Consider the following 25,975-nt stretch of genomic DNA (forward strand, 5'->3'; position numbering starts at 1 on the left):
GCCCCCCGTGGCCGCGGGGCCCGGGGGCGCCCCCCTCGCCCCCGGGGCGGCGGGGCGGGGGCCGCCCCGGGGGGGCCGGGGGCCCCGGCCGCCGGGCGCCCCCCGGGCCGCCCACTGTCCACATCGTGGGACATGCGTCTTGATCCGGCCGGATCCCAGGGGCTCCCGGCCATTTCCCCCGCGCCGGGGGCCCGCAGCCCCGCAGCCGGGATACCGTCCCGCGATGCATTCGAACACACAGACATCGCACACCCTTTCACCCAGTAGGCGCGGCCTGCTGCGCGCAGCCGTGGCCGGCTCGGCGGCCGCCGGGTCCGTACTCGCCCTCGGCTCCGTCTTCCCCGCCTCCGCGGCGCCGCCGGACGCCGGGTCCGAGCCGGGGTACCCGGCCGACCGCCCCCTCACCCCGGACCAGGCCCTGGGTCGGCTCGCCGAGGGCAACCGGCGCTGGCGCACCTACCGGCAGCAGCACCCGCACGAGTCACGGTCGGTACGGCTCCAGCTCACCACGTCCCAGCACCCCTTCGCGGTCGTGCTGGGCTGCGTCGACTCCCGGGTCCCCCCGGAGCTCGTCTTCGACCAGGGCCTCGGCGATCTGCTCACCGTCCGCTCGGCCGGCGAGGTACTGGACGAAGCCGTCCTCGGCAGCATCGCGTACGGGGTCCTCGAACTGGACATCCCCCTGGTACTGGTCCTCGGCCACCAGTCGTGCGGGGCCGTGGGCGCCGCCGTCCACGCGGACGAGACCGGCGAGCAGCTGCCCGCCCACATCCAGTACCTCGCCGAACGGATCCGGCCCTCCATCGACCACGGCCTGGAGGGCGCGGCGCGCGTCGACGCCACCATCGACGCGCACGCCCGCCGCACCCGGGGCCTGCTCGCCGCCGAACCCGACCTGGCCGACCGGATAGCCGCCGGTCGGCTGGCCGTCGTCGCCGCCCGCTACGAGCTCCGGGACCAGCGGGTGCGTACGCTCCGGTGACCCGCTACGCCCCGCCGGTACGCGGCGGGGCGCCGGTCAGCGGTACACGCTCAGGTCCGACACCTGGTACGAGAGCTCGGAGACGTCCGGGTCGGGAGCCGGGTGGTAGCGGCCCGCGCACACGGACAGGTTGACGATGAGGTATGCCCGCCAGCGCCGGCCGACCCCTTTGCGGTCGGCGAAGACGCGGGTGCCGTTCACCCACCAGACCACCGAGTTCGCACCGAACTTGACCTTGAGGTCGACCCAGGCGCCCGGCTGTACGGCGGAGGCGTCCCGGAAGTGGTGCGAGCCTCCCCGCACGTGGTTGGAGAGTTCCAGCAGGTCCGGGTTGTCCGGGTGGTACTCGAAGACGTCGACCTCCTGGCCGCCGTCCCGCCAGGTCCAGATCGCGGGCCAGGCGCCCATCCCCTCGGGAAGCCGGACTCGGGCTTCCAGGACGTCCTCGGCACGGAGCATGAAGCCCTCTTCGCTGCCCTCCGTGGTCAGCAGCCCGGCGTCCCAGTTGCCGTCCGGCCGCCGGGTGGCCCGGAACGTGCCGGTGCGGCTGTACGAGGGGTCGTCGACGAGGTGATCGAGTTTGTTGTCGCCCGGATTGACCGGGCCGCCGTCGGGATAGGCCCAGGAGCGGCCGGCGACCCATCGGGTCGTGGAGTCGAAGTCGGCTGAGAAGACGAGTGCGCCGCGGGCCGCGCGGCGCGTGAACAGGGCGAGGAATTGCGAGATCACGCCGCAGCTCTGCCCGTCCGGCAGAGCTCGTATTCCGACGATCTTCGCCTTCTTCTCCGGCTTTGCCGCTTTACCGGCGTGTCGCCCCGCCCTGTCGCCTCTGCGCCGTCCGGTGCCACCGGCGGTGCGCCGGTCCTACTGGCTCTGCCGCTCCGCGCGCTCGGCCTGCTTCTCCTTGATGCGCACGGCTTCCTTGCGCACCTCGGCCTGGGTGGCGCGCTCCTTCTGCAGCCACTCCGGGTTCTCCTGCTTGAGCGCCTCGATCTGCTCGGTGGTGAGCGCCTCGGTGACCCCGCCCCGGGCGAGACCGGCGATGGAGACGCCGAGCTTGGCCGCGACCACCGGACGGGGGTGCGGGCCGTTGCGCCGCAGTTCCTGGAGCCACGCGGGCGGGTCGACCTGGAGCGCGTTCAGCTCGGCGCGGGAGACGGTGCCCTCCTGGAACTCCGCGGGGGTGGCCTCTAGGTACACACCCAGCTTCTTCGCCGCGGTGGCGGGCTTCATGGTCTGGGTGGTCTTGTGCGACGTCATGGGTCAAGGATATCGAGCATGTGCGCTACTCCTGACCACGGCCGGTAACCTGGCCGGGTGACAGGCTCGGAAGCATCCCCCGCATCTCCTCCCGCTCCGCCGGCTCCTCCGTTCCGGCTCGCGTACGTCCCGGGCGTGACGCCGGGCAAGTGGGTGCGCGTCTGGAACGAGCGCCTGCCGGACACCCCGCTGGCCCTCCTCCAGGTCACCGCCGGGGAGGCTCCCGGTGTCCTGCGGGACAACGGCGCCGATGCGGGTCTCGTGCGGCTGCCGATGGACCGCACCGGCCTGAGCGCCATCCCCCTCTACACCGAGACCACGGTCGTCGTGGTCCCGAAGGACCACCTCGTCGCGGCGGTCGAGGAGATCACCACGGAGGACCTGGCCGACGAGATCGTGCTGCACCCCCTAGACGACACCCTCGCCTGGGAGCAGCTGCCCGGCCTGCCCGCGATCGAGCGCCCCGAGACCACGGCGGACGCCGTCGAACTGGTGGCGGCCGGAGTGGGCGTCCTCGTCGTCCCGCAGTCCCTCGCCCGCCTGCACCACCGCAGGGACCTCACGTACCGGCCGGTCACCGACGCCCCCGCATCCCGCGTCGCGCTGTCCTGGCGCGAGGACGAAACCACCGACCTGGTGGAGGAGTTCATCGGGATCGTCCGCGGCCGGACGGTCAACAGCACCCGCGGCCGCGGGCCGACCCCGCCGCAGCCGAAGCAGCGCAAGCGCCCGGAGCCCGTCGGCAAGCCGGCCGGCAAGAACCCGCGAGGCGGTGCCGGGGGAGCGAAGGGCGGTCAGGGGGCCAAGGGCGGCGCCAAGGCGGGCAAGGGCGGTGCCAAGGGCGGCCAAGCCGGCAGGAGCGGCAAGGCGGGCAAACCGCGCCGCCGGCCGTAGCCGAGCGGTGCAGGTGCGCACGTCAGTCCGCGCTGATCCGTACGACGGCGAGCGTGATGTTGTCCGGTCCGCCGGCCTCGATGGCGGCCCGCCACAGCTCGAAGGCGGCCTTCCCGTCGTCGTGTACCCGCAGCAGCTCGTCCAGCTCCTCGTCCGGCACCGTGTCGGTCAGCCCGTCCGTGCACACGACGTAGCGGTCTCCCGCCGCGAGGGGCCGGGTCGTGACGTGCGGGGTGATCCCGGCGGGCTGCCGGGCCCCGCCGAGCGCCTGGGTGAGCAGCGAGGTGGTGCGCTGCCCCGGCTCCAGGGGCGGGTTGTCGTCCACGCTGACCCGGCGGAGCCCCTCGCGGCTCGCGTCGAGCACCCTGCTGTCGCCCACGTTGAAGGCGATCAGCGACTCGGGGAGTACGACGGTGCCCGCGACCGTGGTCCCCATGGTCGCCAGCTCCGGATCGCTGTCCGCGGCCGCGAACACCGCGTGGTTGCATACGGCGAGCGCCTCCTGGACGGCACCCTCGCTGTCCAAGGACGGCCCGAGCGCCGCCAGTTGCCGTACGACAAGGGCGCTGGCCACCTCCCCGGCCGGCTGTCCGCCGATGCCGTCGGCGACCGCGACCACGAGCGGTACACCGAGCGGGAAGACGAACGTCTGCGGGTTCTGGGTCACCGTGGCGCACAGCGTCCACGGCCCGATCACGAGGCTGTCCTCGTTCTGCTCGCGCAGGAGCCCGGGATGGCTCAAGGCGCTCACGGCCACGTACGGCATCGCACAGACCCGCCTCTCTGCAGGAACCGGCAGGCGTCCCACAGCCCACAGCCATTGTCCCGCCACCGGCGCCCGGCCGCTGGCTCAGCCGGGGCCGCGTCCGCCGCCGAGGGTGTGCCGCCGCATCATCCGGGAGATGTCCTTCCCGGTGACGATCCCCACCAGCAGGCCCCCGTCCACCACCAGGAACGGCAGCCCGGCTCCCGGGCGCAGCCGGTCCAGGGCCTCGGCGAGCAGTTCCTGCGGGCCGGCCACGGCGCACCGCGCCAGCGGGGTCGCCAGGTCCCGTACGCGCAGCGTCTCGCGCTGTCCCTCCGGGACGGCCGCCAGCCTGCGCAGGTGCACGATCCCGCTGGGCCGCCCCTCGAAATCGAGCAGCGGCACCAGGGAGTGCCGTGACTCCACGGCCACCTCGTCGATGAAGCGCCGCACGCTCAGCCAATCGGCGCCCGAGACCACGGGAGCGGTCATCGCGTCGGCGACCCGCACTCCCTCCAGCGCCGTGCGCAGGACGGCGTTCTGCCGTTCCGCACCGGCGACGACCGTGATGAAGAGGCCGACGAAGACGAGCCACAGCCCGCCCGAGGAGCCACGCAGGAAGGTGACCCAGCCGAAGCCGGCCAGCAGTACGCCCACCACCTGCCCGCTGCGGGAGGCCGCCCGGTCCGCCCGCTCACGGTCGCCCGTACGCCACCACAGCAGCGCCTGCAGCACCCTGCCCCCGTCGAGCGGGGCGGCGGGCAGCAGGTTGAAGACGCCGAGGAACAGGTTCGTCCAGCCGAGCCACACCAGCACCGCGGCCGGCACCGCCCAGCCGGACAGGGGGTGCAGCGCGATCCCCGCGCCGAGCGCGGCCCCGCCGGTCACCAGGCTGGTGAGGGGCCCGCTGACCGCCACCGCGAAGGCCGCCGAGGCGTTCTGCGGCCGTCCCATCCGCGTCATGCCGCCCAGCGCCCACAGGGTCACGTCCTGGACGGAGATCTTCTTCCTGAGGGCGGTCGCGGCGTGGGCGGCCTCATGCAGCAGCAGGCTCCCCATGAGCAGGACGGCGCCCACGGCACTGGCGAGGGTGTAGACCGTGTCCGACTGCCCGGGGGTCCACACAGGCAGCGTCCGGCGGCCGAGACCGTACGCGAAGAAGACCACCAGGAGCGGCACGCTCCAGTGCATCCGCAGCGGCACCCCGACCACACGTCCGATGCGGATCGACCCGTTCATCGACGTCACCTCCGCCCCCGGCAGCCGGTACCACCCCCAGTGTCGCCCCGGGAGCCCGCGCAGGTCAGCCCTCGGACGCGGCCGGGGTGCTCAGCGCCTCGTCGAGCTCCCACGCGTGGCGCTTGAACTCGCGTACGAAGTCCCCGTGGTCCTCCCACTGCCGGGCGATGCCCCGCAGCACGTCCCAGTGGTGCTCCACCGACTGGTCGATGACCCGGCGCAGCGAAGGCTCCGCGGTGGCCCGCTGCTCGATGAGCCCCTTGACCGCCGATGCCTCCAGCACCGCGTTGCGCAGCGCGCGCAGCGCACGGGAGGTGTCGTCCATCGCGAAGCCGCGTTCGCTGCCGGTGCCCTCGTCGAACACCGGGGTGAGCCGCGCCTCGATGAAGGCGGTGATCCGCTCGAAGTGCTGCACGTCCATCGGGGGCTCCATCTCGTCCGGTGCGGGCCGTCCGGCTGCGCGCCGGGGCGGATGCAGAATAGCCGCTCAAGATCGGTGAACGGGCTCCGAGGCGGGTGCGCACCCGCCGCCCCGGCGGACGGCTCCGGCACATCTGACGCGGCGTCGGAAGTGAGGTGCAGAAGATCCGGGGATCCCCGTCGCTCCCGGTCCTCCCGGTGTTACCTTCCGTGTCGTCGGCGCGTGCGTCGCAGCCGGGTTGGGGGGCGGGGAATGGTGAACGCAACGGGGGAGACGAGTCGGGCGCAGGGGACCGACGCTTTTCTTCGGCACATGATCTGGCGGTATCCGGACCAGCTCCAGCCCGTGGTGGCGCTGCTCGGTCCGCGGCAGTCGGGCAAGACGAGCATGCTGCGTGCCCTGTCGCAGGGGTGCGGGTCCACGGTGGTGCACGCCCATCTCGATTTCCACGAGAACCCGCTGGACCCGGTGTCCGCGGCCGCCCTCGTGGCCTTCCAGATGATGCGAGGCTGGGACACGCTGCGCCGCAGCCCGGTCTTCCACCGCTTCGGGCTCGGGCTGCTGGCCCTGAACGAGAACCTGGAGCCGGACCGCGCCCGCGCCACGGACCAGATCAGGGGACTCATCCAGGAGTACACGCGCGGCACCCGCCGGGGCAGGTTCGCCAGCCGGCTGGAAGAGGCCGTGGACGCCACGATGGACATCGTGGCGACCGGCGCGCTCAGTCCGCTGGTGTCGGGGCAGGCCCGGGAAGTGGTCGCGGCCGTACGCGACGGGGCCCGCCCGGTGATCGGCTCGCTGCTGCAGAGCACCGCCCGGTGGGGGCTGCGCGACGCGCTGCGCTGGCACGTCGGCATACCGGAGGCGGAGGCCGCCGGATCCGTGGACGCCCTGATCCGGCTGAGCTCCGCCTCGCGGTCGGCGGCCGTGGGGCCGCTGCTGGCGGCCTTCCTCGCCGACGCGAAGGACCAGGCGGAACGCCATCCCGCACTGCGGTCCTCCTGCTCGTGCGAGGTGCCGGCCGGGCGCGGCGACCGCGGCCGCCACGACCATGCCTGGGTCCTCCTCGTGGACGGCGCCCAGACCCCCGCCGGGCGGCGCTTCCTCACCGCCCTCGTCGCCGCGCGCATCCGCAACGGCCAGAGCGAGCCGGGCGCCGCCGCCGATCCGCTCGTCGTGCTGGCGGCGTGCGACCAGTGGCAGCCGGAGTGGACCACCCGCTGGTGCGAGCCGTGGCGCACCACCCCGCTCGCGGACACCCCGCAGCGCCGCGTGCCCCTCTTCTCGCGCGCCACCCGGATGCGGTGGACCCGGGAGGAGGAGCGGGCCGGCGGGCCCGATCCGGCCTCGGCGGCGCACTACTGGTATCCGGTGTGGCTCGACCCGATGTCCGAGGAGCACGTCTCGTACGTCACCGACGACGCCGCGGCCCTCGTTCCGGCCCTGCCGGCGTCCGTGACCCACGCCCTCACCGGCGGCCACTGGGGCGCCGCCATCGCCCTCCAGGACCAGCGGGAGAGCACCCCGCCGGACGCGGACGCCGCCGTACGCGAAAGACCCCTGTCCGCCGCCTTCGGCACGGACGGCAGACCGCTGTGGTCGCACGCCCTGGAGGCCTGCCTCCCCGAGGGGCTGGCCGCGCCCGGCATGCGCCCGGGCGCCCCGCCGCCCGTCGTCCTCGCGGCGGCCTACCTGGCCGACATGCGCACCGCCGACGATCCGCGGGTACCGGTGGAAGTGGCCGACCTGCCCCGCAGCCTGGAACTGTTACGCCGCAACCTGTGGGTCAGCACCTTCTTCCACCGGCCCTCGCGTATCCGGGAGGTCGGCTGGGGCGAGGCCGACAGACCGCCCGTCCTGCACCCCTGGCTGAGCCGCTGCCTGCTCACCGCCCTCTCCTCGGCCGCGCCCGCCGAGGCGCCCGCCGCCACCCCCGACGCGCCGCCCGCCCCGGAGCCCTGGGACCGGGTGTTCACCGGCCAGGCGCGGGCCCTCGCCTCACTCACCGGCTCCCTCAACGGCTCCGGGACGGCGGCCAGGGAGGAGCAGCAGCTCTTCTACGACCTGGCCCTCGGCCGGTTCTCCGCCGTGGCCGAAGCGCTGGCGGGCCGCTTCGACCGGGACCACCGCGCCTGGGTCCGCCTCCTGGACTACCTGGCGTCCGCTCCGTGCCGCCTGGTCCAGGAGCGGTCCGCGCAGGAGGCGTACGCCCTGCTCCTGACCGGGATCGAGGAGAGCGGCCGGGACGTCGTGTCCGTGGCCACGGCCAAACTCCTGGCCCTGCTGTGGCTCTACAACGATCCGCTCACCGAGCACAACCGGCGCTGGGACGCGCAGATCGAGGAGGGCTTCGAACGCCTCTCCCACAACTCCCGACTGCTGGATGTCAGCGCCCTCCAGCAGGCGGGCGCGCTCTTCGCCTGACCTTGTCGGTGACCGTGCCGGGCCACGCCGCCGGCGTGCCGGGCGTACCGCTGTACCGCTAGGAGTGTTCATGTCCGCAGGTGTCCGCAACCCCCGGTTCGGCCGGCTGCGCCGCCATCCGGTGCTGTCGCTGATCGCCGTCCTCGCCGTCCTGACCGGTGCCGTGCTGGGAGGGATACGGGCCTACCCGGTGCTGTTCCCGCCCGCCCTCTCCTGCGGGGCCGGGATGACCGCCGCCGGCTCCCCCTCCGCGTGCGTCGGGGTCAACCTCGACAGCACGGCCTTCACCAAGGGCGAGCCCGCCCGCATGCGCCGGCTGGAGGAGACGGTCCGGAAGTCCAACGAGGCGGTGCGGGGGCCCTCCACCAGCGTGGTGATGATGCTCAACTTCTCGCCGGTCGCCGACGTGGACTCCCTGACCTACGACTCGCTCTACCCCAACATCGAGGGAGCCGTGGCCGCCGTGTGGCGCGCCAACAACACGGCGGCGTACGGCAGCACCCCCGGGGTCAAGCTGTACCTGGCCAACATGGGCAGCCAGTACGGCTCCTGGCGGGAGGCGGTGAACCGCGTGAAGAAACACGCGGCCTCCGAACACATCTCGGCGGTCGTCGGCCTCGGCCAGAGCACCGAGCAGACCCGGCAGGCCGCCGCCGCGATCTCCGCCGAACTGCACATCCCCGTGATCGGATCGACGGTCACGGGCAACTCGATGAACCTGGACCCCGCGGATCCCGCGGGCAAGCGCCCGATCCCCGACATGTTCCGGGTCTCGCCCACCAACTCGGACTCCGTGATCGCGGCCAACCAGTACGTGTCCGGGCTGCGCCCGGCCGTCTCCTCGGTCGCCGTGGTGGCCGACAGCGTCGCCGGCGACGACTACACGGCCACACTGGCGGCGGAGGCCAAGACCCGCTTCCAGGCACCGGGCCGGACCGTGACGGTGCTGCCGTACACCTCGCCGCGCAGCCTGACCAGCGGCGCGGGCCGCCAGGACTACCTGATCCAGCAGTTCAACCTGATGCACGCCAACCTCTGCCAGGCGGCGCCGTCCGTGGTCTACTTCGCCGGACGCGGCCGCGACCTCGGGGCATTCATCCAGAACTGGGTGCAGGGCGCCCCCTGCGGCATCCCCCAACTGCGCATCCTCGTCGGGGACGACGCCTCGGAGGCCATCCGCGACGACGCGGTGCTGGCAGGTGTGGCCTCCGGCCGGGTCACGGTCGCGTACACCGCACTGGCCAGCCCCGACGAATGGGGCACCGAATGCCCCGGGTCGGACGCCAAGCGCAATTACGACCAGTTCTGGTCGGCGTTCACCGGGCGGCCCGATCCGTGCACGAAGCAGCCCCTGGCCGCCCAGGGGAACGTGGAGGCGCTGTCCTTCGACCCCGCCGACCTGGCGAGCGGGCAGGCGATGCTGACGCACGACGCCGCCGTGGCCGCGATCAGTGCCGCCCGGCACGATGAGGCCGGCCTGAAGAACCCGGGCCTGGAGACGGGCATCCTGCACCAGTTCTACTGCGCGCAGATGCTCCCCGGCGCCAGCGGCTGGCTCTCCTTCGGCGCCGACGGCAATCCGGTCGGCAAGCCCGCCCCCATCGTCCAGCTCAATCCGGACGGAACGACGAAGACGGTCACCCTGACCTGGCCCAACTCCGCCCCCAACCTGAGCCTGCCGCAGCGCGGCGGCACGGGCGCGCCCGGCTGCTGAGCCGACCCACCGGCAAGACCGATCCACTGACAGGAGGTGTCAGGGGAGGAGAGCTAGCCTGCCGCGCATGATCGTCGAACTGCGGCAGTACACCCTCCGCCCCGGCGCCCGGGACACGCTCGTCGAGCTCTTCGAGCGGGAGTTCGTGACCGGGCAGCAGGCAGTGGGGATCACGCTGGGCGGCCGGTTCCGGGACATGGACGACCCGGACCGCTTCGTCTGGCTGCGGGGCTTCCCCGACATGGAGCAGCGGTACCACTCGCTGCACGCCTTCTACTCCGGGCCCGTCTGGCAGGAGCACCGCGACCGGGCCAACGCCACCATGCTCGACTCGGACGACGTGCTCCTGCTGCGGGGTCCCGGCTTCACCGCCCCGGCAGGAGCCGCGCCGGTGACGGTGACCCTCTGCCACCCGCGGGACGCCGCCGCCTTCGCCGGGTACTTCGAGCACCGCCTCCGGCCGGCGCTCGCGGCCGCCGGGGCTCCGCCCGCGGGGGTCCATCGCACCGAGCACGCGGAGAACGACTTCCCCGCGCTGCCCGTCCGCACCGGTGAGGACGTCCTGCTCTGGTTCACCCGGGGCGAGGCCCCACCGCCGCTTCCGGACCTCTCGGCCCACCTGGCCGCACCCCCGCGGCACCTGCGGCTCCGGCCGGTCGCCGCAGCCGCGGAGGGCGGCTGAGCGCGGGTGGCTCGGCCGCCGAGGCGCGCCACCCGCTCCAGCTCGTCGGCCGGCGCGGCCGGGTCCAGCGTCGATGCGCGGGGCCGCCAGGGGGCCCGTCCGCAGCCGGGACCGGCCGCATCCGTACGGCCCCCACTCCCTCCACCAGGTGGCCGCCGAAGGCGCCACGTCCGGGTGACACCCCCGTAGGCCTCGCCGCCGCGCGGACCGCCGTGGCCGACGATCGCCTCCGGCCCGGCCCGGCCTGCTCCGGCTGCCGAAGGCCGAGGGTCCGGACGCATGGGAGACCACGTGCACATCCTGCTCGCCGCCAGCGCGTTCAACAGCCTCACCCAGCGTGTCCACGCTGAGCTGAGGGAGCACGGCCACAGCGTGGCCGTGGAACTCGTCCTGCCCGGGACCTCCTTCGCCGAGGCCGTCGAGCGCCACCAGCCGGACCTCGTCCTCGCCCCGATGCTCACCACGGCCATCCCGGCGGAGGTCTGGTCCACCCGCACCTGCCTGATCGTGCACCCCGGCCCCGTAGGCGACCGGGGCCCCTCCTCACTCGACTGGGCCATCGGCGAAGGCACCACGCGATGGGGCGTCACCGTCCTCCAAGCCGAGGCGGAGATGGACGCGGGCGACGTCTGGGCCTTCGCCGACTGCCCGCTGCCCCCGGTCGGCAAGAGCGAGGCCTACCGCGGCGAGATCGCCGACGCGGCCCTCACCGCCGTACTCGCAGCCGTCGAACGCTTCGCCTCCGGCACCCACGTCCCCCAGCCCCAGGGCCCCGGCCGGGCCCGGCCCTACCTGCGCCAGGAGCTGCGCCGGATCGACTGGAACCAGGACCCCACCGAACGCGTCGTGCGCACCCTGCGCGCCGCCGACTCCCGCCCCGGCGTCCTGGACGAGCTGCTCGGGGCCGAGTGGTACCTGCACGGCGGGCATCCCGAGGACTCGCTGCGCGGGCGGCCCGGGGAGCTCCTGGCCACCCGCGCGGGCGCCGTCTGCCGCGCCACCGTCGACGGGGCCGTGTGGATCCCCGAGCTGCGGGCCCGGCGGGCCCCCGGGGAAGCCGCCCCCGTGAAACTCCCCGCGGTCCTCGCCCTCGGCGACCGGCTGCGGTCCCTGCCGCCGCTGCCGGAACTGCCTGCCCCGCTGGACGCCGACGCCGGCCCGGCCCGGCGCACCTGGTCGGACATCGGCTACCGCGAACAGGGCGGCGTCGGCTTCCTGTCGTTCTCCTTCCCCGGTGGCGCCATGAGCACCACGCACTGCCGGCGCTTGCTCGCCGCCTACCGCGAGGCCTGCTCCCGCCCGACCTCCGTCCTGGTCCTGGGCGGCGGCCGCGACTTCTTCTCCAACGGCATCCACCTCGGCGTCATCGAGGCCGCCGCCGACCCCGCCGCGGAGTCCTGGGCCAACATCAATGCCATGGACGACCTCGTCGAGGCCGTGCTGACGACCACCGACCGGCTGGTCGTCGCCGCCCTCGGCGGCAACGCGGCCGCAGGCGGTGCCATGCTCGCGCTCGCCGCGGACGAGGTCTGGTGCCGCTCCGGAGCGGTACTCAACCCGCACTACCGGCTGATGGGCCTGTACGGCTCGGAGTACTGGACGTACACCCTGCCCCGCCGCACCGGGGCCGCCTTCGCCCACCGCCTCATGTCCGAGGCCATGCCGGTCTGCGCCGCCGCCGCCCGGCGGCTCGGGCTGGCCGACCGTACGATCACCTGCGCCCCGCAGGACTTCGCCGGGGAGACCGCCCGCCTCGCCGCCCGCCTGGCGAACGCCTCCGCCACGCGGTACCGCATCGCCGGCAAGAAGACGCAGCGGGACGTGGACGAGTCCGTCAGGCCGCTCGCCGCCTACCGGGAGGCCGAGCTGGCCCGGATGCGCGAGACCTTCTTCGACCCCGGGGCCCCCTACCACGCGCTGCGCCGCGCCTTCGTCCGCAAGGAAACGCCCGGGTGCACCCCGCCGCACCTGGCGCAAGCCGTGCCCGGCCGGCGGACCGCACCGCCGCCCCACCGCCGCGCCAGGATCACTGGACCGGCCGCACATGACAGGGCGTCGGGCCCGGCCGACTGCTAGCAAGAAGGGTGGGGCCACCGCGCGGAACCCCGTCCGCCACCCCGCACCTCCCGTTCGTCCCCCCCCGCATCCCTCCCGAAGGAGCGATCCTCATGGGTGCACCCATGCCGAGCACGGTAGAGGACCCCCCGATCCACATCCTCTGGATCAATGCCGGACTGAGCTGCGACGGCGACTCCGTGTCCCTGACGGCGGCGATGCAGCCCAGCATCGAGGAAATCGTCATGGGCGTCCTCCCCGGCCTGCCCAAAATCGCCGTGCACTGGCCGCTCATCGACTTCGAGTGCGGTCCGGTCGGCGGCGCGGACACGTTCATCGAATGGTTCTTCAAGGGGGAACGCGGCGAGATCGACCCCTTCGTGCTCGTCGTCGAAGGCTCGATCCCCAACGAGAACATCAAGCCCGAGGGCTACTGGTGCGGCTTCGGTGACAACCCGGAGACCGGCCAGCCCATCACCACCAGCGAGTGGATCGACCGCCTGGCGCCCAAGGCCCTCGCCGTCGTCGCGATCGGCACCTGCGCCACGTACGGCGGCATCCACGCGATGGAGGGCAACCCGACCGGCGCCATGGGAGTCCCCGACTACCTGGGCTGGGACTGGAAGTCGCATGCCGGCATTCCGATCGTGTGCGTGCCGGGCTGCCCGATCCAGCCGGACAACTTCTCGGAGACCCTGACCTACCTGCTCTACCAGGCCGCCGGCTCCGCCCCGATGATCCCCCTCGACGACAAACTGCGCCCCACCTGGTTGTTCGGTGCCACCGTCCACGAGGGCTGCGACCGGGCCGGCTACTACGAGCAGGGCCAGTTCGCCGAGACGTACGACTCGCCCAAGTGCCTGGTCAAGGTCGGCTGCTGGGGGCCCGTCGTCAAGTGCAACGTCCCCAAGCGCGGCTGGATGAACGGCATCGGCGGCTGCCCGAACGTGGGCGGCATCTGCATCGCCTGCACGATGCCCGGCTTCCCCGACAAGTTCATGCCGTTCATGGACGAGCCTCCCGGCGCCACGGTCTCCAGCGCCGCCAGCGGGGTCTACGGGAAGGTCGTCCGCAAGCTCCGCTCGATCACCGCGCACACCGTGGACCAGGAGCCCAAGTGGCGCCACACCGGCGAGCGGCTGACCACCGGCTACCGCCCGCCCTGGTGACGTGATCCGGCCCGGCACCCCCCCCGGCCGGGCCGCCGTCCCGCTTCCAAGAACGTCCAGCTCGCGCCTCCAAGAAGGGTCACGGCAGACAAAATGGCACCGAAGACGAAGGCGGCCGGTGACGGCAGCGGCCTGGTGGAGATGGCCTGGGACCCGATCACGAGGATCGTGGGCAGTCTCGGCATCCACACGAAGATCGACTTCAAGCAGAAACGGGTCGCCGAGTGCTACAGCACCTCGTCGGTCTTCCGCGGCTACAGCGTCTTCATGCGCGGCAAGGACCCACGCGACGCGCACTTCATCACCAGCCGCATCTGCGGCATCTGCGGTGACAACCACGCCACCTGCTCCGTCTACACGCAGAACATGGCCTACGGGGTCAAGCCGCCCCACCTCGCCGAGTGGATCATCAACCTGGGCGAGTCGGCGGAGTACATGTTCGACCACAACATCTTCCAGGAGAACCTGGTCGGGGTCGACTACTGCGAGAAGATGGTCCGCGAGACCAACCCGGGAGTCCTGGAGCTCGCCGAGCGCACCGAGGCCCCGCACGCCGGCGACCACGGCTACCGCACCATCGCGGACATCATGCGCTCCCTCAACCCCATCGAGGGCGAGTTCTACCGCGAGGCCCTCCAGGTCAGCCGCTACACGCGCGAGATGTTCTGCCTGATGGAGGGCCGCCACGTGCACCCCTCCACCCTCTATCCGGGCGGCGTCGGCACCATCGCCTCCGTCCAGCTCTTCACCGACTACCTCAGCCGCCTCATGAAGTACGTCGAGTTCATGAAGCGCGTCGTACCCCTGCACGACGACCTCTTCGACTTCTTCTACGAGGCCCTGCCCGGATACGAGGAGGTCGGCCGCCGCCGGGTCCTCCTGGGCTGCTGGGGCGCGCTCAACGACCCCGAGTACTGCGACTTCACCTACGCCAACATGAGCGACTGGGGACGGCGGATGTTCGTCACCCCCGGCATCATCGTCGACGGCAAACTCGTCACCAACGACCTGACCAAGATCAACCTGGGCATCCGCATCCTGCTGGGCAGCTCCTACTACGACGACTGGGCCGGCCAGGAGCAGTTCGTCCGCAACGATCCGCTCGGCAACCCGGTCGACCCCCGCCACCCCTGGAACCAGCACACCATCCCCGTCCCGCAGAAGCGCAACTTCGACGACAAGTACAGCTGGGTGATGTCGCCCCGCTGGTTCGACGGCACCGAGCACCTCGCGCTCGACACCGGCGGCGGCCCCATCGCCCGCCTCTGGTCCACCGCCCTGTCCGGGCTCGTCGACGTCGGCTACGTCAAGGCCACGGGCCACAGCGTCGTGATCAACCTGCCCCGCACGATGACCAAGCCGGAGACCACCTTCGAGTGGAAGATCCCGCGGTGGAGCAACGCGCTGGAACGCAACCGCGCCCGCACCTACTTCCAGGCGTACGCGGCGGCCATCGCGCTGCACTGCGCCGAGATGGGCCTGGAAGAGGTCCGCGCCGGTCGCACCCAGACCTGGGAGAAGTTCGAGGTGCCGGACGAGTCCATCGGCGTCGGCTTCACCGAGGCCGTGCGCGGCGTCCTCTCGCACCACATGGTCATCCGCGACGGGAAGATCGCCAACTACCACCCCTACCCGCCGACCCCGTGGAACGCGAGCACCCGCGACACCTACGGAACCCCCGGACCGTACGAGGACGCCGTGCAGAACACCCCGATCTTCGAGGAGAACCCCCCGGAGAACTTCAAGGGCATCGACATCATGCGCACCGTGCGCAGCTTCGACCCCTGTCTGCCCTGCGGCGTCCACATGTACGTGGGCGGCGGCCAGACGGTCAAGCAGATGCACGTGCCCACCGGCCTGAGCGGACTGGGCGGATGAGCGCGGCGGTCACCGACGCACGGCAGGCGGGCCGGCGGGTCGACGAGGTCCTCGAACGGCTGGCCGCCACCGGCGACCGGGAGGCGTGCGCGGGCGCCGAGGAACTGGTCCGCGTGCTCATGGACTTCTACGGCGCGGGCCTCGCCCGCATCGTGGAACGGCTTGGCGAGGGCCCGGCCGGCCAGGGCGCCCTCACCGCGATGCTCGACGACGACCTGGTCGCGGGGCTCCTCGCCCTGCACGACCTGAACCCCGAGGACGTGCACACCCGGATCGGCCGCGCCCTGAAGTCCGTACGGGACCCCCTCGAACTCGTCGGCTTCGACCCGGCCTCCGGCACCCTGCAGCTGCGGGCCGCCCCGAGCGGCGGCTGCGGCTGCGGCAGCGGCGACGCCGGTGCGGCGCGGCAGGCCGTCGAGGACGCCCTCGCCTGCTTCGCCCCCGAGGTGAGCGCCGTCGAACTGGAGGAGGGCCGGCCGCCCGCGCCGCTGCTCCAGATCGGCAGCCGCCCGCAGAGCCCGGTGCGCGTGCCGTGAGCGCCTCCCACGGACGGGCCCCTGCGGCCGTGCGCCCGGACGTCCCGCGCCGCGGCCTGCGGCGCTTCACCGGCCCCCGCACGCCCCGCCCGGAGACCTGCGAACTGTGCGGGGTGGTGGTGCCGGAGGACGGCCACCGCCACCTCGTGGAGACCGAGAAGCGGGCCCTGGTCTGCGCCTGCACCCCCTGCGCCCTGCTGTTCGACCGGCCGGGCGCGGGGGCGGGACGGTTCCGCACCGTACCGGACCGCTACCTCGCCGACCCCGGACACCGGCTCGACGACACGGCGTGGGACCTCCTCCAGATCCCCGTCGGCGTCGCGTTCTTCTTCCGCAACGCCGCACTCGACCGACTCGTCGCCCTCTACCCGAGCCCCGCAGGCGCCACCGAGAGCGAACTCGACCCGCAGACCTGGCAGAGCGTACTCGGCGCCGGCCGGCTGGCCGAGCTCCTCGAACCCGACGTGGAGGCGCTGCTGCTGCGCCGCTCCGAGGGCCGCACCGCGTGCTACCTGGTGCCCATCGACATCTGCTACGAGCTGGTCGGGCGGATGCGGTTGCTGTGGCAGGGCTTCGACGGGGGAGCCGAGGCCCGCGCCGCCCTGCGGACCTTCTTCGAGCAGGTCGAGCGGCGCGCCAAGGTGGCGGCCGCACCGGCGGGCACCGCGCGGGAGGGGAGCTGAAACCATGACGGACTTCACCTTCACCTGCACCGGGGTGCGCGCCGACCCCTACGCCGCGGGCCCCACCCTCGTCTTCCGGCTGCGCATCACCGCCTCCGAGGGCACCCGCGTCCACGCCCTCGCGCTGCGCTGCCAACTGCGGATCGAACCGGCCCGGCGCGGCTACGGACCCGACGAGGCCGAGGCGCTCCAGGACCTGTTCGGGGACCGCTCCCGCTGGGGGACCTCCCTGAAGCCCGTCCAGTTCGCCCAGGTCGCCGTGATGGTGCCCGGTTTCACCGGGGAGACCGAGACCGACGTCGTCGTGCCGTGCACCTACGACATGGACATCGCCGCCGGCCGCTACCTCAGCGCCCTGGACGAGGGCGAGGCGCCGTTGCTGATGCTGTTCTCCGGCACCGCCTTCACCGGAGCCGGGGGCTTCCACGTGGAGCCCGTTCCCTGGGACCGCGAAGCCTCGTACCGGATGCCCGTGGCGGTGTGGCGGGAGATGATCGAGCAGCACTTCCCCGGCTGCGGCTGGCTGCGGTTGCCCCGCGACACCATGGCGGACCTCCTCGCCTACCGCTCCCGGCACGCGCTGGCCTCCTGGGAGGCGACCGTACGGGCCCTGCTCGACGCGGCGCAGTCCACCGCGCCACGACCCCCGGCCCCCTCCCCGGACCCCGCCTGGGCGGGCGCCGTACTGCCGCGGGCCACCGCCACCGGAAGGACGGCGCCGTGACCACGACGACCCTGCCCGCCTCCCGCTTCGCCGCCGTCCGGCAGGTGGCCGACGCCGTCCTGTTCGAGGGGTACGTGCTGTACCCGTACCGGGCCTCTGCGGCGAAGAACCGGCTGCGCTGGCAGTTCGGAGTGCTGGTGCCGCCCGCCTGGGGCTCCGCCCACGGCGAGCACTGCTTCCAGCGGACCGAACTGGTGATGGAGCCGAGGGGCGACGCCACCGTCCACGTCGAGGCGCGCTTCCTGCACGCACAGCGGCGCACCGTCGAAGAGGCCCGCGAGGACGGCACGTTCGCGGCCGTGGCCGAACTCCACCTGCCCGACCGGGTGCTGGTCCCCTGGGACGAGGGAACCGAGGAGCGGGTCGAGATGAGCGTGCGCGTCGCCGAACTGGAGGCGGGCGAGGTCTGCCTGCCCTTCGCCCGGCCGGCCCGCGAGGAGACCGAGCCCGTCCTGGACGCGGCCGGGCGCAGCGTCGGCCGCGTGGTGCGTCGCACCGAGCGGATCGACGGGGTGGTGCGGCTGCGGGCCGAGGAACTGACCCTGCCGTACCGGGCGTTGAAGCTCACCGCCGTGGTGGAGAACACCAGTGCCTGGGATCCGAAGGCCGAGGCGGCCGGGCGAGCCGACCGCGAGGAGGCGATCCCGCGCGCGCTCGTCGCCGCCCACCTCCTGCTCTGCCTGGACGCCGGATCCTTCCTTTCGATGACCGACCCGCCCGAATGGGCCAAGGGCGTGGTCGCCGCCTGCGCCAACCAGCACACCTGGCCGGTCCTCGCCGGGGAGAACGGCCGCGCCGACGTGGTCCTGTCCTCTCCGATCATCCTGGAGGACCACCCCGCGATCGCCCCCGAGAGCGCCGGGGCCATGTACGACGCCACCGAGATCGACGAGATCCTCGCGCTGCGCACGGCGGCCCTCACCGACCAGGAGAAGCGCGAGGCCCGCGGCACCGACCCCCGTGCCGCCGCCGTGATCGACCTCGCCGACTCCATGCCTCCCGAGGTGCTGGAACGCCTGCACGGCGCGGTCCGGGCCCTGCGCGAGATCACCGGACCGGCGTCGCCGACGGCCCCTCCCCCCGGGGAACTCCCGCACGACGACACCGTGTTCCGGCAGGACACCCCCTGGTGGGACCCGGCCCGCGACGACACCGCCGACCCCTCGCGGGACCGGATCCTCGTCGACGGCACCCCGGTCGGTCCGGGCAGCCGCGTCCTGCTGCGGCCGGGCCTGCGCCGCAGCGACGCCCAGGACCTGTTCCTCCAAGGGTGCAGCGCCCGGGTCGAGGCCGTCCTCCACGACGTCGACGGCGGCGTGCACCTCGCGGTCACCGTCGAAGGGGATCCGGGTGCCGACATCCGCCGGGAGCAGGGCCGCTTCCTGTACTTCCAGCCCGATGAGGTCACCCCGCTGGAGGACGCGTGAGAGGCTCGACCCTGGTCGCCGGCATCGGGAACGTCTTCCTCGGCGACGACGGATTCGGCGTCGAGACCGTCCGAAAGCTCCGCGAGCCCGGCCGGCCGCTGCCCGCGCATGTGGAGGTCGCGGACATCGGCGTCCGCGGGGTCCACCTCGCCTACCAGCTCCTCGACGGGTACGACACGCTCGTCCTGGTCGACGCCACCGCCCGGGGCGGCGCCCCCGGCACCCTGTACCTGATCGAGGCGCCCGAACCCGGATCCGTATCCCCGCAGAGCGCCGTGCTCGACGGGCACCACATGTCGCCCGACGCCGTCCTCGCCCTGCTCGCCACCCTGTGCGAGGGCGCCGGCGGCACCCCGCCCCGGCGCATCTGGGTCGTCGGCTGCGAACCCGGCCGCGTGGACGAGGGAATGGGTCTCAGCGCCCCGGTGGCCGCCGCCGTGCCGGAGGCCGTACGGATGGTCCACGACCTGGTCCGGCAACCGGACGCGGAGCCGCTCGACGAGGAACACAACGCCACAGCCACCTGAGGAGGATCCCGTGAACAAGTCCCTCATCGGCGCCACGGCCGCCGCCGTCGCCCTCGCCGCCGTCCTGGCGGTGACGCTCCCCGACCTCAAGCGGTACCTGCGCATCCGGCGGATGTGACTCCGCGGCCTGCCGCCCGGAACCGCCCCGGCGCCCGAACGGCGTACGGGGCGGCGGCGCGTCGGCGTGCCCGACCGCCCGGTCCGTCGCCGCCCGGTCTAATGAGGCACGGCAGGACGGAGACCCATGCACGAGATGTCGATCGCGACGGCCGTGGTGAGCCAGGTGCAGGAAGCGGCCGAGGCAGGCGGCGCGAGCACGGTCACCTCGGTCCGGCTCCAGGTCGGGGAGCTGGCCGGGGTCGTCCCGGACGCCCTCGCCTTCTGCTTCGAACTCGTCTGTGCCGGAACGCTCCTCGAAGGAGCGGAGCTCGTCACGGAACCGGTGGCCGCCCGCGCCCGCTGCGGTTCCTGTGCGCAGGACTGGGCGGTCGGCATGCCGCCGCGGCTGGCCTGCCCCCACTGCGACCGTGCGACCGGCGTCGAACTGATCAGCGGGCGCGAACTGCAGATCCTCGACGTGTGCTGGCAAGAGGGCCCGGCCGAAGCCGTCGGCCCGGCCCCGGCCCCGGCTCCTGCCCTCGCCGCCCGCACCCGTGAACCGATCCCCGAGGAGCGCTGAACCATGTGCCGTGTGGTCGACCTGAAGCAGGCGGTCCTCGCCAAGAACGACTCGCTCGCGCAGAGCCTGCGGGCCGATCTGGCAGCCCGGGGCACCACGGTGGTGAACCTGCTGTCCAGCCCCGGCAGCGGGAAGACGGCCCTGCTGGAGCGTGAACTCGGCCTGGCGAGGGAGCGGGGCATCGCCGTCGCCGCCCTGACCGCCGACCTCGCCACCGAGAACGACGCGGTGCGGCTGGCGCGTTCGGGTGCACCCGTCAAGCAGGTGCTCACCGACGGGCTCTGCCACCTGGAGGCCGGGATGCTGGGCCGGCACCTGGACGGCTGGCTGCCGCAGGAGACCCGGCTGCTGTTCGTGGAGAACGTCGGGAACCTCGTCTGCCCGGCCTCCTACGACCTCGGCGAGTCACTGCGCGTGGTCCTGGCCTCCGTGACGGAGGGCGAGGACAAGCCGTTGAAGTACCCCACGGCGTTCGGCCTGGCCCAGCTGGTGGTGGTCACCAAGACCGACATCGCGCAGGCCGTGGAGTTCGACGAGGCCGCCTTCCGCGCCCACGTCCAGCAGGTCAACCCCGGGGTGGAGGTGGTCCTGACCTCAGCGCGCACCGGTGAGGGAGCCGGGCTGCTCGTGGACCGGGCGCTGGCGGCCGGCGAGGGAGGAGCCGTGCACACGCCGGTCATGGCCCGGCAGCGGACCACCGCGCCGCACGTACACGGCGGCCCCGACCACCATCACGGCGGCCACGACCACGATCACGGCGGCGCCGACCCCGGCCACGACCACGGCGGCGAGGACCACGACCACGGCCACGACCACGGAGACCCCGCCCAGCCGCTCCCCCCGCGCCCGGCCGCGGCACCCACCCGCTGATGGAGGCCGTGCAGCGCCGGCGGGTCGTGGTCCGGGGCGTGGTCCAGGGCGTGGGCTTCAGGCCGTACGTCTACACCCGCGCGACCGGACTCGGCCTCGCCGGGCACGTCACCAACACCCCGGAGGGCGTCGTCGCCGAGGTCGAGGGCACTGCCGCCGCCGTCTCGGCCTTCTGCGAGCGGCTCGCGGCCGAGGCACCGCCCCTGGCCGTCGTCGACGCCGTCGACCACTGCGAGGTCCCGCCCGCTGGTGGCGCGGGCTTCACCATCGTCGCCTCCCGCTCCGGCGGCCCCGCCCGCACCCTCGTCTCCCCGGACGTGGCCACCTGCGCCGACTGCCTGGCCGAGCTCGCGGACCCGGCCGACCGGCGCCACCGGCACCCCTTCATCACCTGCACGCACTGCGGCCCCCGCTTCACCATCGTCACCGGCCTGCCGTACGACCGGGCGCACACCACCATGGCCCGCTTCCCGATGTGCTCCGACTGCGCCCGCGAGTACGCCGACCCCACCGACCGGCGCTTCCACGCCCAGCCCGTGGCCTGCCCCGCCTGCGGACCCCGGCTGCGGCTCCTGACCGGCACGCCCCCGCGCGAGGCGGCGGACGCCGACCCGGTGGCAGGGGCCCGGCGGCTCCTCGCCGAGGGCGCGATCCTCGCCGTCAAGGGCCTGGGCGGCTACCACCTCGCCTGCGACGCCGGCCAGGCCGGGGCCGTCGCCGAGCTGCGCCGCCGCAAGGCGCGCGGGGACAAGCCGTTCGCCGTGATGGCCGCCGCCCTCACCGACATCGAGGGCCTCGTCGAGCTCGGCCCGGCGGAACGCGCCCTGCTCATCGGCCCGGTGCGGCCCATCGTGCTGCTGCGCCGCCGCCCTGCGGCCGACCGCACGGTGGCCGACGCGGTCGCCCCGCGCTGTCCCGACCTCGGCGTGCTGCTCCCGTACACCCCCGTGCACCATCTGCTGTTCGGGCTTCCCGGGGACCCGCCCGGCCCGCGCCTGCTCGTGATGACCAGCGGCAACCTGTCGGGCGAGCCCATCGTCACCGACGACGCCGAGGCGCTGGAGCGGCTCGGCCACCTCGCCGACGCCTGGCTCACGCACGACCGCCCCATCCACGTGCCCTGCGACGACTCGGTCGTCCGCGTGTGTGACGGGGAACCGCTGACCGTACGCCGCTCCCGCGGCCACGCCCCGCTGCCCCTGGCCCTGCCGCTGCCCGTCCCGCCCTCCCTCGCCGTCGGCGGAGACCTCAAGAACACCTTCTGCCTCGGCGAGGGCCGCCAGGCATGGCTGTCCGCGCACATCGGCGACATGGACGACCTGGCCACCCAGTACGCCTTCGAACGCGCCGAGCAGCAAATGGAGTCCATCACAGGTGTCACCCCCGCGCTCCTCGCGGCCGACCGGCATCCGGGCTACCGCTCCACCGGCTGGGCCCGGCGCACTGCCGGGGCCCGACCCCTGGTCCGCGTACAGCACCACCATGCGCACGTCGCCTCCGCGATGGCCGAGCACGGCCTCGACGGCACGGCCCGGGTGATCGGCATCGCCTTCGACGGCACCGGGTACGGAGACGACGGCGCGGTGTGGGGCGGGGAGGCCCTCGTCGCCGACTACGCCGGGTACCGCCGGTTCGGCCACCTCGGATACGTGCCGTTGCCGGGCGGGGACGCCTCCGTACGGCGGACCTACCGGATGGCCCTGGCACACCTGTGGGCGGCGGGCATCGACTGGTCACCGGACCTCCCCTGTGTGGCGGCCTGTCCGCCGCGGGAGCTGGACGTGCTGCGACGCCAGTTGGAGCGGGACCTGCACTGCGCGCCCACCTCCAGCATGGGGCGGCTCTTCGACGCGGTCTCCTCCCTGGCCGGGGTGTGCCACCTCGCCGGGTACGAGGCCCAGGCCGCGGTCGAGCTGGAGTCCGCCGCGCTGTCGGCGGCCCGCGCCGAGCCGGGCGGGGAGCGCTACGCCTTCGCCCTGCGCCCCGCACAGCCCGTCGGCCTCCCCGGCCGGGACCCGGTCACGGCGGATCCGGGGCCCGTCCTCGCCTCGGTGGTGGCCGATCTGCGCGCCGGCACACCGGCTCCCGTCATCGCGGCCCGCTTCCACCACGCGGTCGGCGCCCTGGTGGGTACGTGGGCCGCCCTGGCCCGCGAGCGGCACGGCCTCGACACCGTCGCCCTCACCGGCGGGGTCTTCGCCAACACCCTGCTCTCGTCCGCATGCGCGAGCGTCCTGCGCGAGCGCGGCTTCACCGTTCTGCGCCACCACCGCGTCCCCCCGAACGACGGGGGGCTGGCCCTCGGCCAGCTCATGGTGGCGGCCTGCGCACCGCACCACCCACAGCAAGGAGAGGGCCATGTGTCTGGCGGTACCCGGCAGAGTGCTTGACATCGGGGAGAAGGACGGCACCCGCATGGCGACCGTCGACTTCGGCGGAGTGGTCAAGGAGGTGTGCCTGGAGTACCTGCCCGACCTCCAGGTGGGCGAGTACGCCATCGTCCACGTCGGCTTCGCACTCCAGCGCCTGGACGAGGAGTCGGCCCGACAGACCCTCGAACTCTTCGCCCAGCTCGGCATGCTCCAGGAGGAGTTCGGCGACCCCTGGGAGCGGGCTGCCGCCGAGGCGGGCGCCCAGGACTGGCCCTTCGCCGACGGACTTCCGGCCGGGGACGCACCACAGGAGGCACGGCAGCAGTGAAGTACATCGACGAGTTCCAGGACCCCGAGCTGGCCCGCAGGCTGCTCGACGACATCCACGCCACGGTGACCCGGCCCTGGGCGCTGATGGAGGTCTGCGGCGGCCAGACCCACACCATCATCAGACACGGGATCGACCAACTGCTGCCCGAACAATTGGAGTTGATCCACGGGCCGGGCTGCCCGGTGTGTGTGACCCCGCTGGAGGTCATCGACAAGGCCCTGGAGATCGCTTCGCGGCCGGATGTCGTCTTCTGCTCCTTCGGTGACATGCTCCGCGTCCCCGGCACCGGCCGCGACCTCTTTCAGGTCCGCAGCGAGGGCGGAGACGTACGGGTCGTCTACTCTCCGCTCGACGCCCTGCGGATCGCGCAGCAGAACCCCGGCCGCCAGGTGGTCTTCTTCGGCATCGGCTTCGAGACCACCGCACCCCCCAACGCCATGACGGTGTACCAGGCGAAGAAGCTCGGCATCCCGAACTTCAGCCTGCTCGTCTCCCACGTGCGGGTGCCCCCGGCCATCGAGGCGATCATGACCTCGCCGAGCTGCCGGGTGCAGGGCTTCCTCGCCGCCGGGCACGTCTGCAGCGTGATGGGCATGGGGGAGTACCCCGAACTGGCCGCCCGCCACCGCGTCCCGATCGTGGTGACCGGCTTCGAACCGCTGGACATCCTCGAAGGCGTCCGCCGGGCGGTACGGCAGCTGGAACGCGGCGAGCACACCGTCGACAACGCGTACGCGCGCGCCGTGCGCCCGGAGGGGAACCCGGCGGCCCTCGCCATGCTGGAGGACGTCTTCGAGGTGACCGACCGCGCATGGCGCGGGATCGGCGTGATCCCGCGCAGCGGCTGGCGGCTTTCCCCCCGCTACCGGGACTACGACGCCGAACACCGCTTCTCGGTCACGGACATCACCACGCAGGAGCCCGCCGAGTGCCGCAGCGGCGAGGTCCTCCAGGGCCTGATCAAACCGCACGAGTGCGAGGCCTTCGGCACCACCTGCACCCCGCGCACCCCGCTCGGAGCCACGATGGTCTCCAGCGAGGGCGCGTGCGCCGCGTACTACCTCTACCGGCGTCTGGAGATCACGACCGCCCGGAAGGCCGGGGCCCCCGCCCCGGCCGGGTCCGAGCCGCTGGAGGCGAGCCCCGTTGCCTGACACCGCGTCCGACACCGTGTCCGACCCCGCACTGGACGTCACCGGCTGGACCTGTCCGGCCCCCCTGCGCGACCGCCCGCGGGTGGTCATGGGCCACGGCGGCGGGGGCTCGCTGTCCGCCGAGCTCGTCCAGCACGTCTTCGCTCCCGCCTTCGGCGGCGAGGTCCTCGCCCAGCTCGGCGACTCGGCCGCCGTGACCCTGGGCGGCGCCCGGCTGGCCTTCTCCACGGACTCGTACGTGGTGCGGCCGCTGTTCTTCCCCGGCGGCTGCATCGGCGACCTCGCCGTCAACGGCACGGTCAACGACCTCGCCATGAGCGGAGCCCGGGCCGCCTACCTGTCCTGCGGGTTCATCCTCGAAGAGGGCGTCGAGATGTCCGTGGTGGCCCGGGTGGCCGAGGCCCTCGGCGCGGCGGCGCGCACCGCAGGCGTGGAGGTGGCGACCGGCGACACCAAGGTCGTGGAAGCCGGCCACGGTGACGGCATCTACCTGAACACTGCCGGCATCGGCCTGATCCCCGACGGGGTGGACCTGCGGCCGCAGCGCGTCGTGCCGGGCGACGTCGTCATCGTCAGCGGGGACATCGGCCTCCACGGGGTGGCCATCATGAGCGTCCGCGAAGGCCTCGAATTCGGCGTGGACGTCGAGAGCGACTGCGCGCCGCTGGGCGGGCTCGTGCAGGCCATGCTCGCCGTCACACGCGATCTGCACGTCCTGCGCGACCCCACGCGCGGCGGACTGGCCGCGGCCCTGGGCGAGATCGCGGCCGCCTCCGGCACCGGGGTCGTCGTCCAGGAGAGCCGGGTGCCGGTCCCCGAGGCGGTGCGCGGCGCGTGCGCGGTCCTCGGACTCGACCCCTTCTACGTGGCCAACGAGGGCAAGCTCGTCGCCTTCGTTCCGCGCGAGCACGCCGACGCGGTCCTCGACGCGATGCGCGCCCACCCGCTCGGCCGGCACGCGGCGGTGGTCGGCGAGGCGGTCGAGGCCCATCCCGGGCTGGTCGTGGCCCGCACCGGCCTCGGCGGGACCCGCGTGGTGGACCTGCCGATCGGGGAACAACTGCCGCGCATCTGCTGAGGCACCGGGCCCGCCGTGTCGCGCCGCCCGCAGGGGTGCTCCGGGTCCAGGCCCAGGAAGGCGGCGCCGGAGCGCACCACCGCGGCCGGGGCGACGACGGCGTCCACGCCCCGCTCCACCGCCACCGCGCA

General features: G+C 73.4%; 24 protein-coding genes. 19 read left to right on the forward strand and 5 right to left on the reverse strand.

What is annotated here, in order from left to right; translation table 11 throughout:
• Positions 1–223: 223 nt before the first annotated feature.
• The gene (locus tag AB0B01_RS28355; protein WP_361724967.1) at positions 224–982 is read left to right on the forward strand and encodes a carbonic anhydrase; all 759 of its coding nucleotides are present in this window, start codon (positions 224–226) and stop codon (positions 980–982) included.
• A 36-nt stretch (positions 983–1,018) separates the two neighbouring features.
• Here AB0B01_RS28355 and AB0B01_RS28360 read toward each other — a convergent pair whose 3' ends face one another.
• Positions 1,019–1,711 carry a beta-glucanase gene (locus AB0B01_RS28360; RefSeq protein WP_361724970.1) on the reverse strand — a complete coding sequence of 231 codons (693 nt, stop codon included), beginning with the start codon at positions 1,709–1,711 and terminating at the stop codon, positions 1,019–1,021.
• Positions 1,712–1,846: 135 nt separating this feature from the next.
• Positions 1,847–2,242, reverse strand: coding sequence for a DUF5997 family protein (locus tag AB0B01_RS28365; RefSeq protein WP_361724973.1), 396 nt, complete (start codon positions 2,240–2,242; stop codon positions 1,847–1,849).
• 57 nt (positions 2,243–2,299) lie between these two features.
• Here AB0B01_RS28365 and AB0B01_RS28370 point away from each other — a divergent pair, with 57 nt between their 5' ends.
• Positions 2,300–3,136, forward strand: coding sequence for a LysR substrate-binding domain-containing protein (locus AB0B01_RS28370; RefSeq protein WP_361724976.1), 837 nt, complete (start codon positions 2,300–2,302; stop codon positions 3,134–3,136).
• Between the two features lie 22 nt (positions 3,137–3,158).
• On the opposite strand, the gene AB0B01_RS28375 is transcribed toward AB0B01_RS28370, so the two are convergent.
• The 3 genes from AB0B01_RS28375 to AB0B01_RS28385 form a co-directional block, all read right to left on the reverse strand.
• Positions 3,159–3,902 (reverse strand): PP2C family serine/threonine-protein phosphatase, encoded by a 744-nt coding sequence (locus AB0B01_RS28375; RefSeq protein WP_361724979.1) that lies wholly within the window; start codon positions 3,900–3,902, stop codon positions 3,159–3,161.
• 84 nt (positions 3,903–3,986) lie between these two features.
• Positions 3,987–5,120: a site-2 protease family protein gene (locus AB0B01_RS28380; RefSeq protein ID WP_361724982.1), complete on the reverse strand. Its 1,134-nt coding sequence runs from the start codon at positions 5,118–5,120 to the stop codon at positions 3,987–3,989.
• Between the two features lie 64 nt (positions 5,121–5,184).
• Entirely contained in the window at positions 5,185–5,541 is a 357-nt protein-coding gene (locus tag AB0B01_RS28385; RefSeq protein ID WP_361724985.1) for a hypothetical protein, read from the reverse strand.
• A gap of 312 nt (positions 5,542–5,853) precedes the next feature.
• Here AB0B01_RS28385 and AB0B01_RS28390 point away from each other — a divergent pair, with 312 nt between their 5' ends.
• From AB0B01_RS28390 to hypE, 17 genes are all read left to right on the forward strand, one after another.
• A complete protein-coding gene (locus AB0B01_RS28390; RefSeq protein ID WP_361724988.1) occupies positions 5,854–7,965 on the forward strand; it encodes a hypothetical protein in 2,112 nt (703 codons plus the stop codon).
• A 70-nt stretch (positions 7,966–8,035) separates the two neighbouring features.
• On the forward strand, positions 8,036–9,679 hold the full coding sequence (locus tag AB0B01_RS28395; protein WP_361724991.1) for a hypothetical protein: 1,644 nt from the start codon (positions 8,036–8,038) through the stop codon (positions 9,677–9,679).
• Between the two features lie 67 nt (positions 9,680–9,746).
• Positions 9,747–10,361, forward strand: coding sequence for an NIPSNAP family protein (locus AB0B01_RS28400; RefSeq protein WP_361724994.1), 615 nt, complete (start codon positions 9,747–9,749; stop codon positions 10,359–10,361).
• Positions 10,362–10,652: 291 nt separating this feature from the next.
• Positions 10,653–12,437, forward strand: a complete 1,785-nt coding sequence (locus AB0B01_RS28405) for an enoyl-CoA hydratase-related protein (RefSeq protein WP_361725033.1) — start codon at positions 10,653–10,655, stop codon at positions 12,435–12,437.
• A gap of 92 nt (positions 12,438–12,529) precedes the next feature.
• Positions 12,530–13,585 (forward strand): hydrogenase expression protein HypE, encoded by a 1,056-nt coding sequence (locus AB0B01_RS28410; RefSeq protein WP_361724997.1) that lies wholly within the window; start codon positions 12,530–12,532, stop codon positions 13,583–13,585.
• Between the two features lie 93 nt (positions 13,586–13,678).
• Positions 13,679–15,463 (forward strand): nickel-dependent hydrogenase large subunit, encoded by a 1,785-nt coding sequence (locus AB0B01_RS28415; RefSeq protein WP_361725000.1) that lies wholly within the window; start codon positions 13,679–13,681, stop codon positions 15,461–15,463.
• Entirely contained in the window at positions 15,460–15,999 is a 540-nt protein-coding gene (locus AB0B01_RS28420) for a hypothetical protein (protein WP_361725003.1), read from the forward strand. The genes AB0B01_RS28415 and AB0B01_RS28420 overlap by 4 nt, the downstream gene beginning before the upstream one ends.
• Positions 15,996–16,682 carry a DUF5947 family protein gene (locus AB0B01_RS28425; RefSeq protein ID WP_361725006.1) on the forward strand — a complete coding sequence of 229 codons (687 nt, stop codon included), beginning with the start codon at positions 15,996–15,998 and terminating at the stop codon, positions 16,680–16,682. The genes AB0B01_RS28420 and AB0B01_RS28425 overlap by 4 nt, the downstream gene beginning before the upstream one ends.
• 4 nt (positions 16,683–16,686) lie before the next feature.
• Complete coding sequence (locus AB0B01_RS28430; RefSeq protein WP_361725009.1) at positions 16,687–17,406, forward strand: DUF6084 family protein; 720 nt, start codon at positions 16,687–16,689, stop codon at positions 17,404–17,406.
• A complete protein-coding gene (locus tag AB0B01_RS28435; protein WP_361725012.1) occupies positions 17,403–18,833 on the forward strand; it encodes a hypothetical protein in 1,431 nt (476 codons plus the stop codon). Before AB0B01_RS28430 ends, AB0B01_RS28435 begins: the two co-directional genes overlap by 4 nt.
• Positions 18,830–19,360, forward strand: a complete 531-nt coding sequence (locus AB0B01_RS28440) for a hydrogenase maturation protease (RefSeq protein ID WP_361725015.1) — start codon at positions 18,830–18,832, stop codon at positions 19,358–19,360. Before AB0B01_RS28435 ends, AB0B01_RS28440 begins: the two co-directional genes overlap by 4 nt.
• 244 nt (positions 19,361–19,604) lie before the next feature.
• On the forward strand, positions 19,605–20,039 hold the full coding sequence (gene hypA / locus AB0B01_RS28445) for a hydrogenase maturation nickel metallochaperone HypA (RefSeq protein ID WP_361725018.1): 435 nt from the start codon (positions 19,605–19,607) through the stop codon (positions 20,037–20,039).
• 3 nt (positions 20,040–20,042) lie between these two features.
• A complete protein-coding gene (gene hypB / locus AB0B01_RS28450) occupies positions 20,043–20,909 on the forward strand; it encodes a hydrogenase nickel incorporation protein HypB (RefSeq protein ID WP_361725021.1) in 867 nt (288 codons plus the stop codon).
• Positions 20,909–23,299, forward strand: a complete 2,391-nt coding sequence (gene hypF / locus AB0B01_RS28455) for a carbamoyltransferase HypF (RefSeq protein WP_361725024.1) — start codon at positions 20,909–20,911, stop codon at positions 23,297–23,299. The genes hypB and hypF overlap by 1 nt, the downstream gene beginning before the upstream one ends.
• Positions 23,268–23,609 (forward strand): HypC/HybG/HupF family hydrogenase formation chaperone, encoded by a 342-nt coding sequence (locus AB0B01_RS28460; RefSeq protein WP_361725027.1) that lies wholly within the window; start codon positions 23,268–23,270, stop codon positions 23,607–23,609. The genes hypF and AB0B01_RS28460 overlap by 32 nt, the downstream gene beginning before the upstream one ends.
• Entirely contained in the window at positions 23,606–24,766 is a 1,161-nt protein-coding gene (gene hypD / locus AB0B01_RS28465; protein ID WP_361725030.1) for a hydrogenase formation protein HypD, read from the forward strand. The genes AB0B01_RS28460 and hypD overlap by 4 nt, the downstream gene beginning before the upstream one ends.
• A gap of 16 nt (positions 24,767–24,782) precedes the next feature.
• Positions 24,783–25,844 carry a hydrogenase expression/formation protein HypE gene (gene hypE, locus AB0B01_RS28470; protein ID WP_361725036.1) on the forward strand — a complete coding sequence of 354 codons (1,062 nt, stop codon included), beginning with the start codon at positions 24,783–24,785 and terminating at the stop codon, positions 25,842–25,844.
• Positions 25,845–25,975 lie beyond the last annotated feature (131 nt).

It is taken from the genome of Streptomyces sp. NPDC044571, assembly GCF_040647115.1.
In the GTDB taxonomy this organism is placed as follows: Bacteria; Actinomycetota; Actinomycetes; order Streptomycetales; family Streptomycetaceae; genus Streptomyces.

Excerpts from the sequence above, each read along its gene's own strand:
- AB0B01_RS28410 (WP_361724997.1), top strand. The coding sequence starts at position 12,530 with ATGGGTGCACCCATGCCGAGCACGGTAGAGGACCCCCCGATCCACATC.
- AB0B01_RS28415 (WP_361725000.1), top strand. The coding sequence starts at position 13,679 with ATGGCACCGAAGACGAAGGCGGCCGGTGACGGCAGCGGCCTGGTGGAG.
- AB0B01_RS28420 (WP_361725003.1), top strand. The coding sequence starts at position 15,460 with ATGAGCGCGGCGGTCACCGACGCACGGCAGGCGGGCCGGCGGGTCGAC.
- AB0B01_RS28365 (WP_361724973.1), bottom strand. The coding sequence starts at position 2,242 with ATGACGTCGCACAAGACCACCCAGACCATGAAGCCCGCCACCGCGGCG.
- hypB (WP_361725021.1), top strand. The coding sequence starts at position 20,043 with ATGTGCCGTGTGGTCGACCTGAAGCAGGCGGTCCTCGCCAAGAACGAC.
- AB0B01_RS28385 (WP_361724985.1), bottom strand. The coding sequence starts at position 5,541 with ATGGACGTGCAGCACTTCGAGCGGATCACCGCCTTCATCGAGGCGCGG.
- AB0B01_RS28380 (WP_361724982.1), bottom strand. The coding sequence starts at position 5,120 with ATGAACGGGTCGATCCGCATCGGACGTGTGGTCGGGGTGCCGCTGCGG.
- hypF (WP_361725024.1), top strand. The coding sequence starts at position 20,909 with ATGGAGGCCGTGCAGCGCCGGCGGGTCGTGGTCCGGGGCGTGGTCCAG.
- AB0B01_RS28375 (WP_361724979.1), bottom strand. The coding sequence starts at position 3,902 with ATGCCGTACGTGGCCGTGAGCGCCTTGAGCCATCCCGGGCTCCTGCGC.
- AB0B01_RS28355 (WP_361724967.1), top strand. The coding sequence starts at position 224 with ATGCATTCGAACACACAGACATCGCACACCCTTTCACCCAGTAGGCGC.
- AB0B01_RS28395 (WP_361724991.1), top strand. The coding sequence starts at position 8,036 with ATGTCCGCAGGTGTCCGCAACCCCCGGTTCGGCCGGCTGCGCCGCCAT.
- AB0B01_RS28430 (WP_361725009.1), top strand. The coding sequence starts at position 16,687 with ATGACGGACTTCACCTTCACCTGCACCGGGGTGCGCGCCGACCCCTAC.
- AB0B01_RS28460 (WP_361725027.1), top strand. The coding sequence starts at position 23,268 with ATGTGTCTGGCGGTACCCGGCAGAGTGCTTGACATCGGGGAGAAGGAC.
- AB0B01_RS28400 (WP_361724994.1), top strand. The coding sequence starts at position 9,747 with ATGATCGTCGAACTGCGGCAGTACACCCTCCGCCCCGGCGCCCGGGAC.
- hypA (WP_361725018.1), top strand. The coding sequence starts at position 19,605 with ATGCACGAGATGTCGATCGCGACGGCCGTGGTGAGCCAGGTGCAGGAA.
- AB0B01_RS28390 (WP_361724988.1), top strand. The coding sequence starts at position 5,854 with ATGATCTGGCGGTATCCGGACCAGCTCCAGCCCGTGGTGGCGCTGCTC.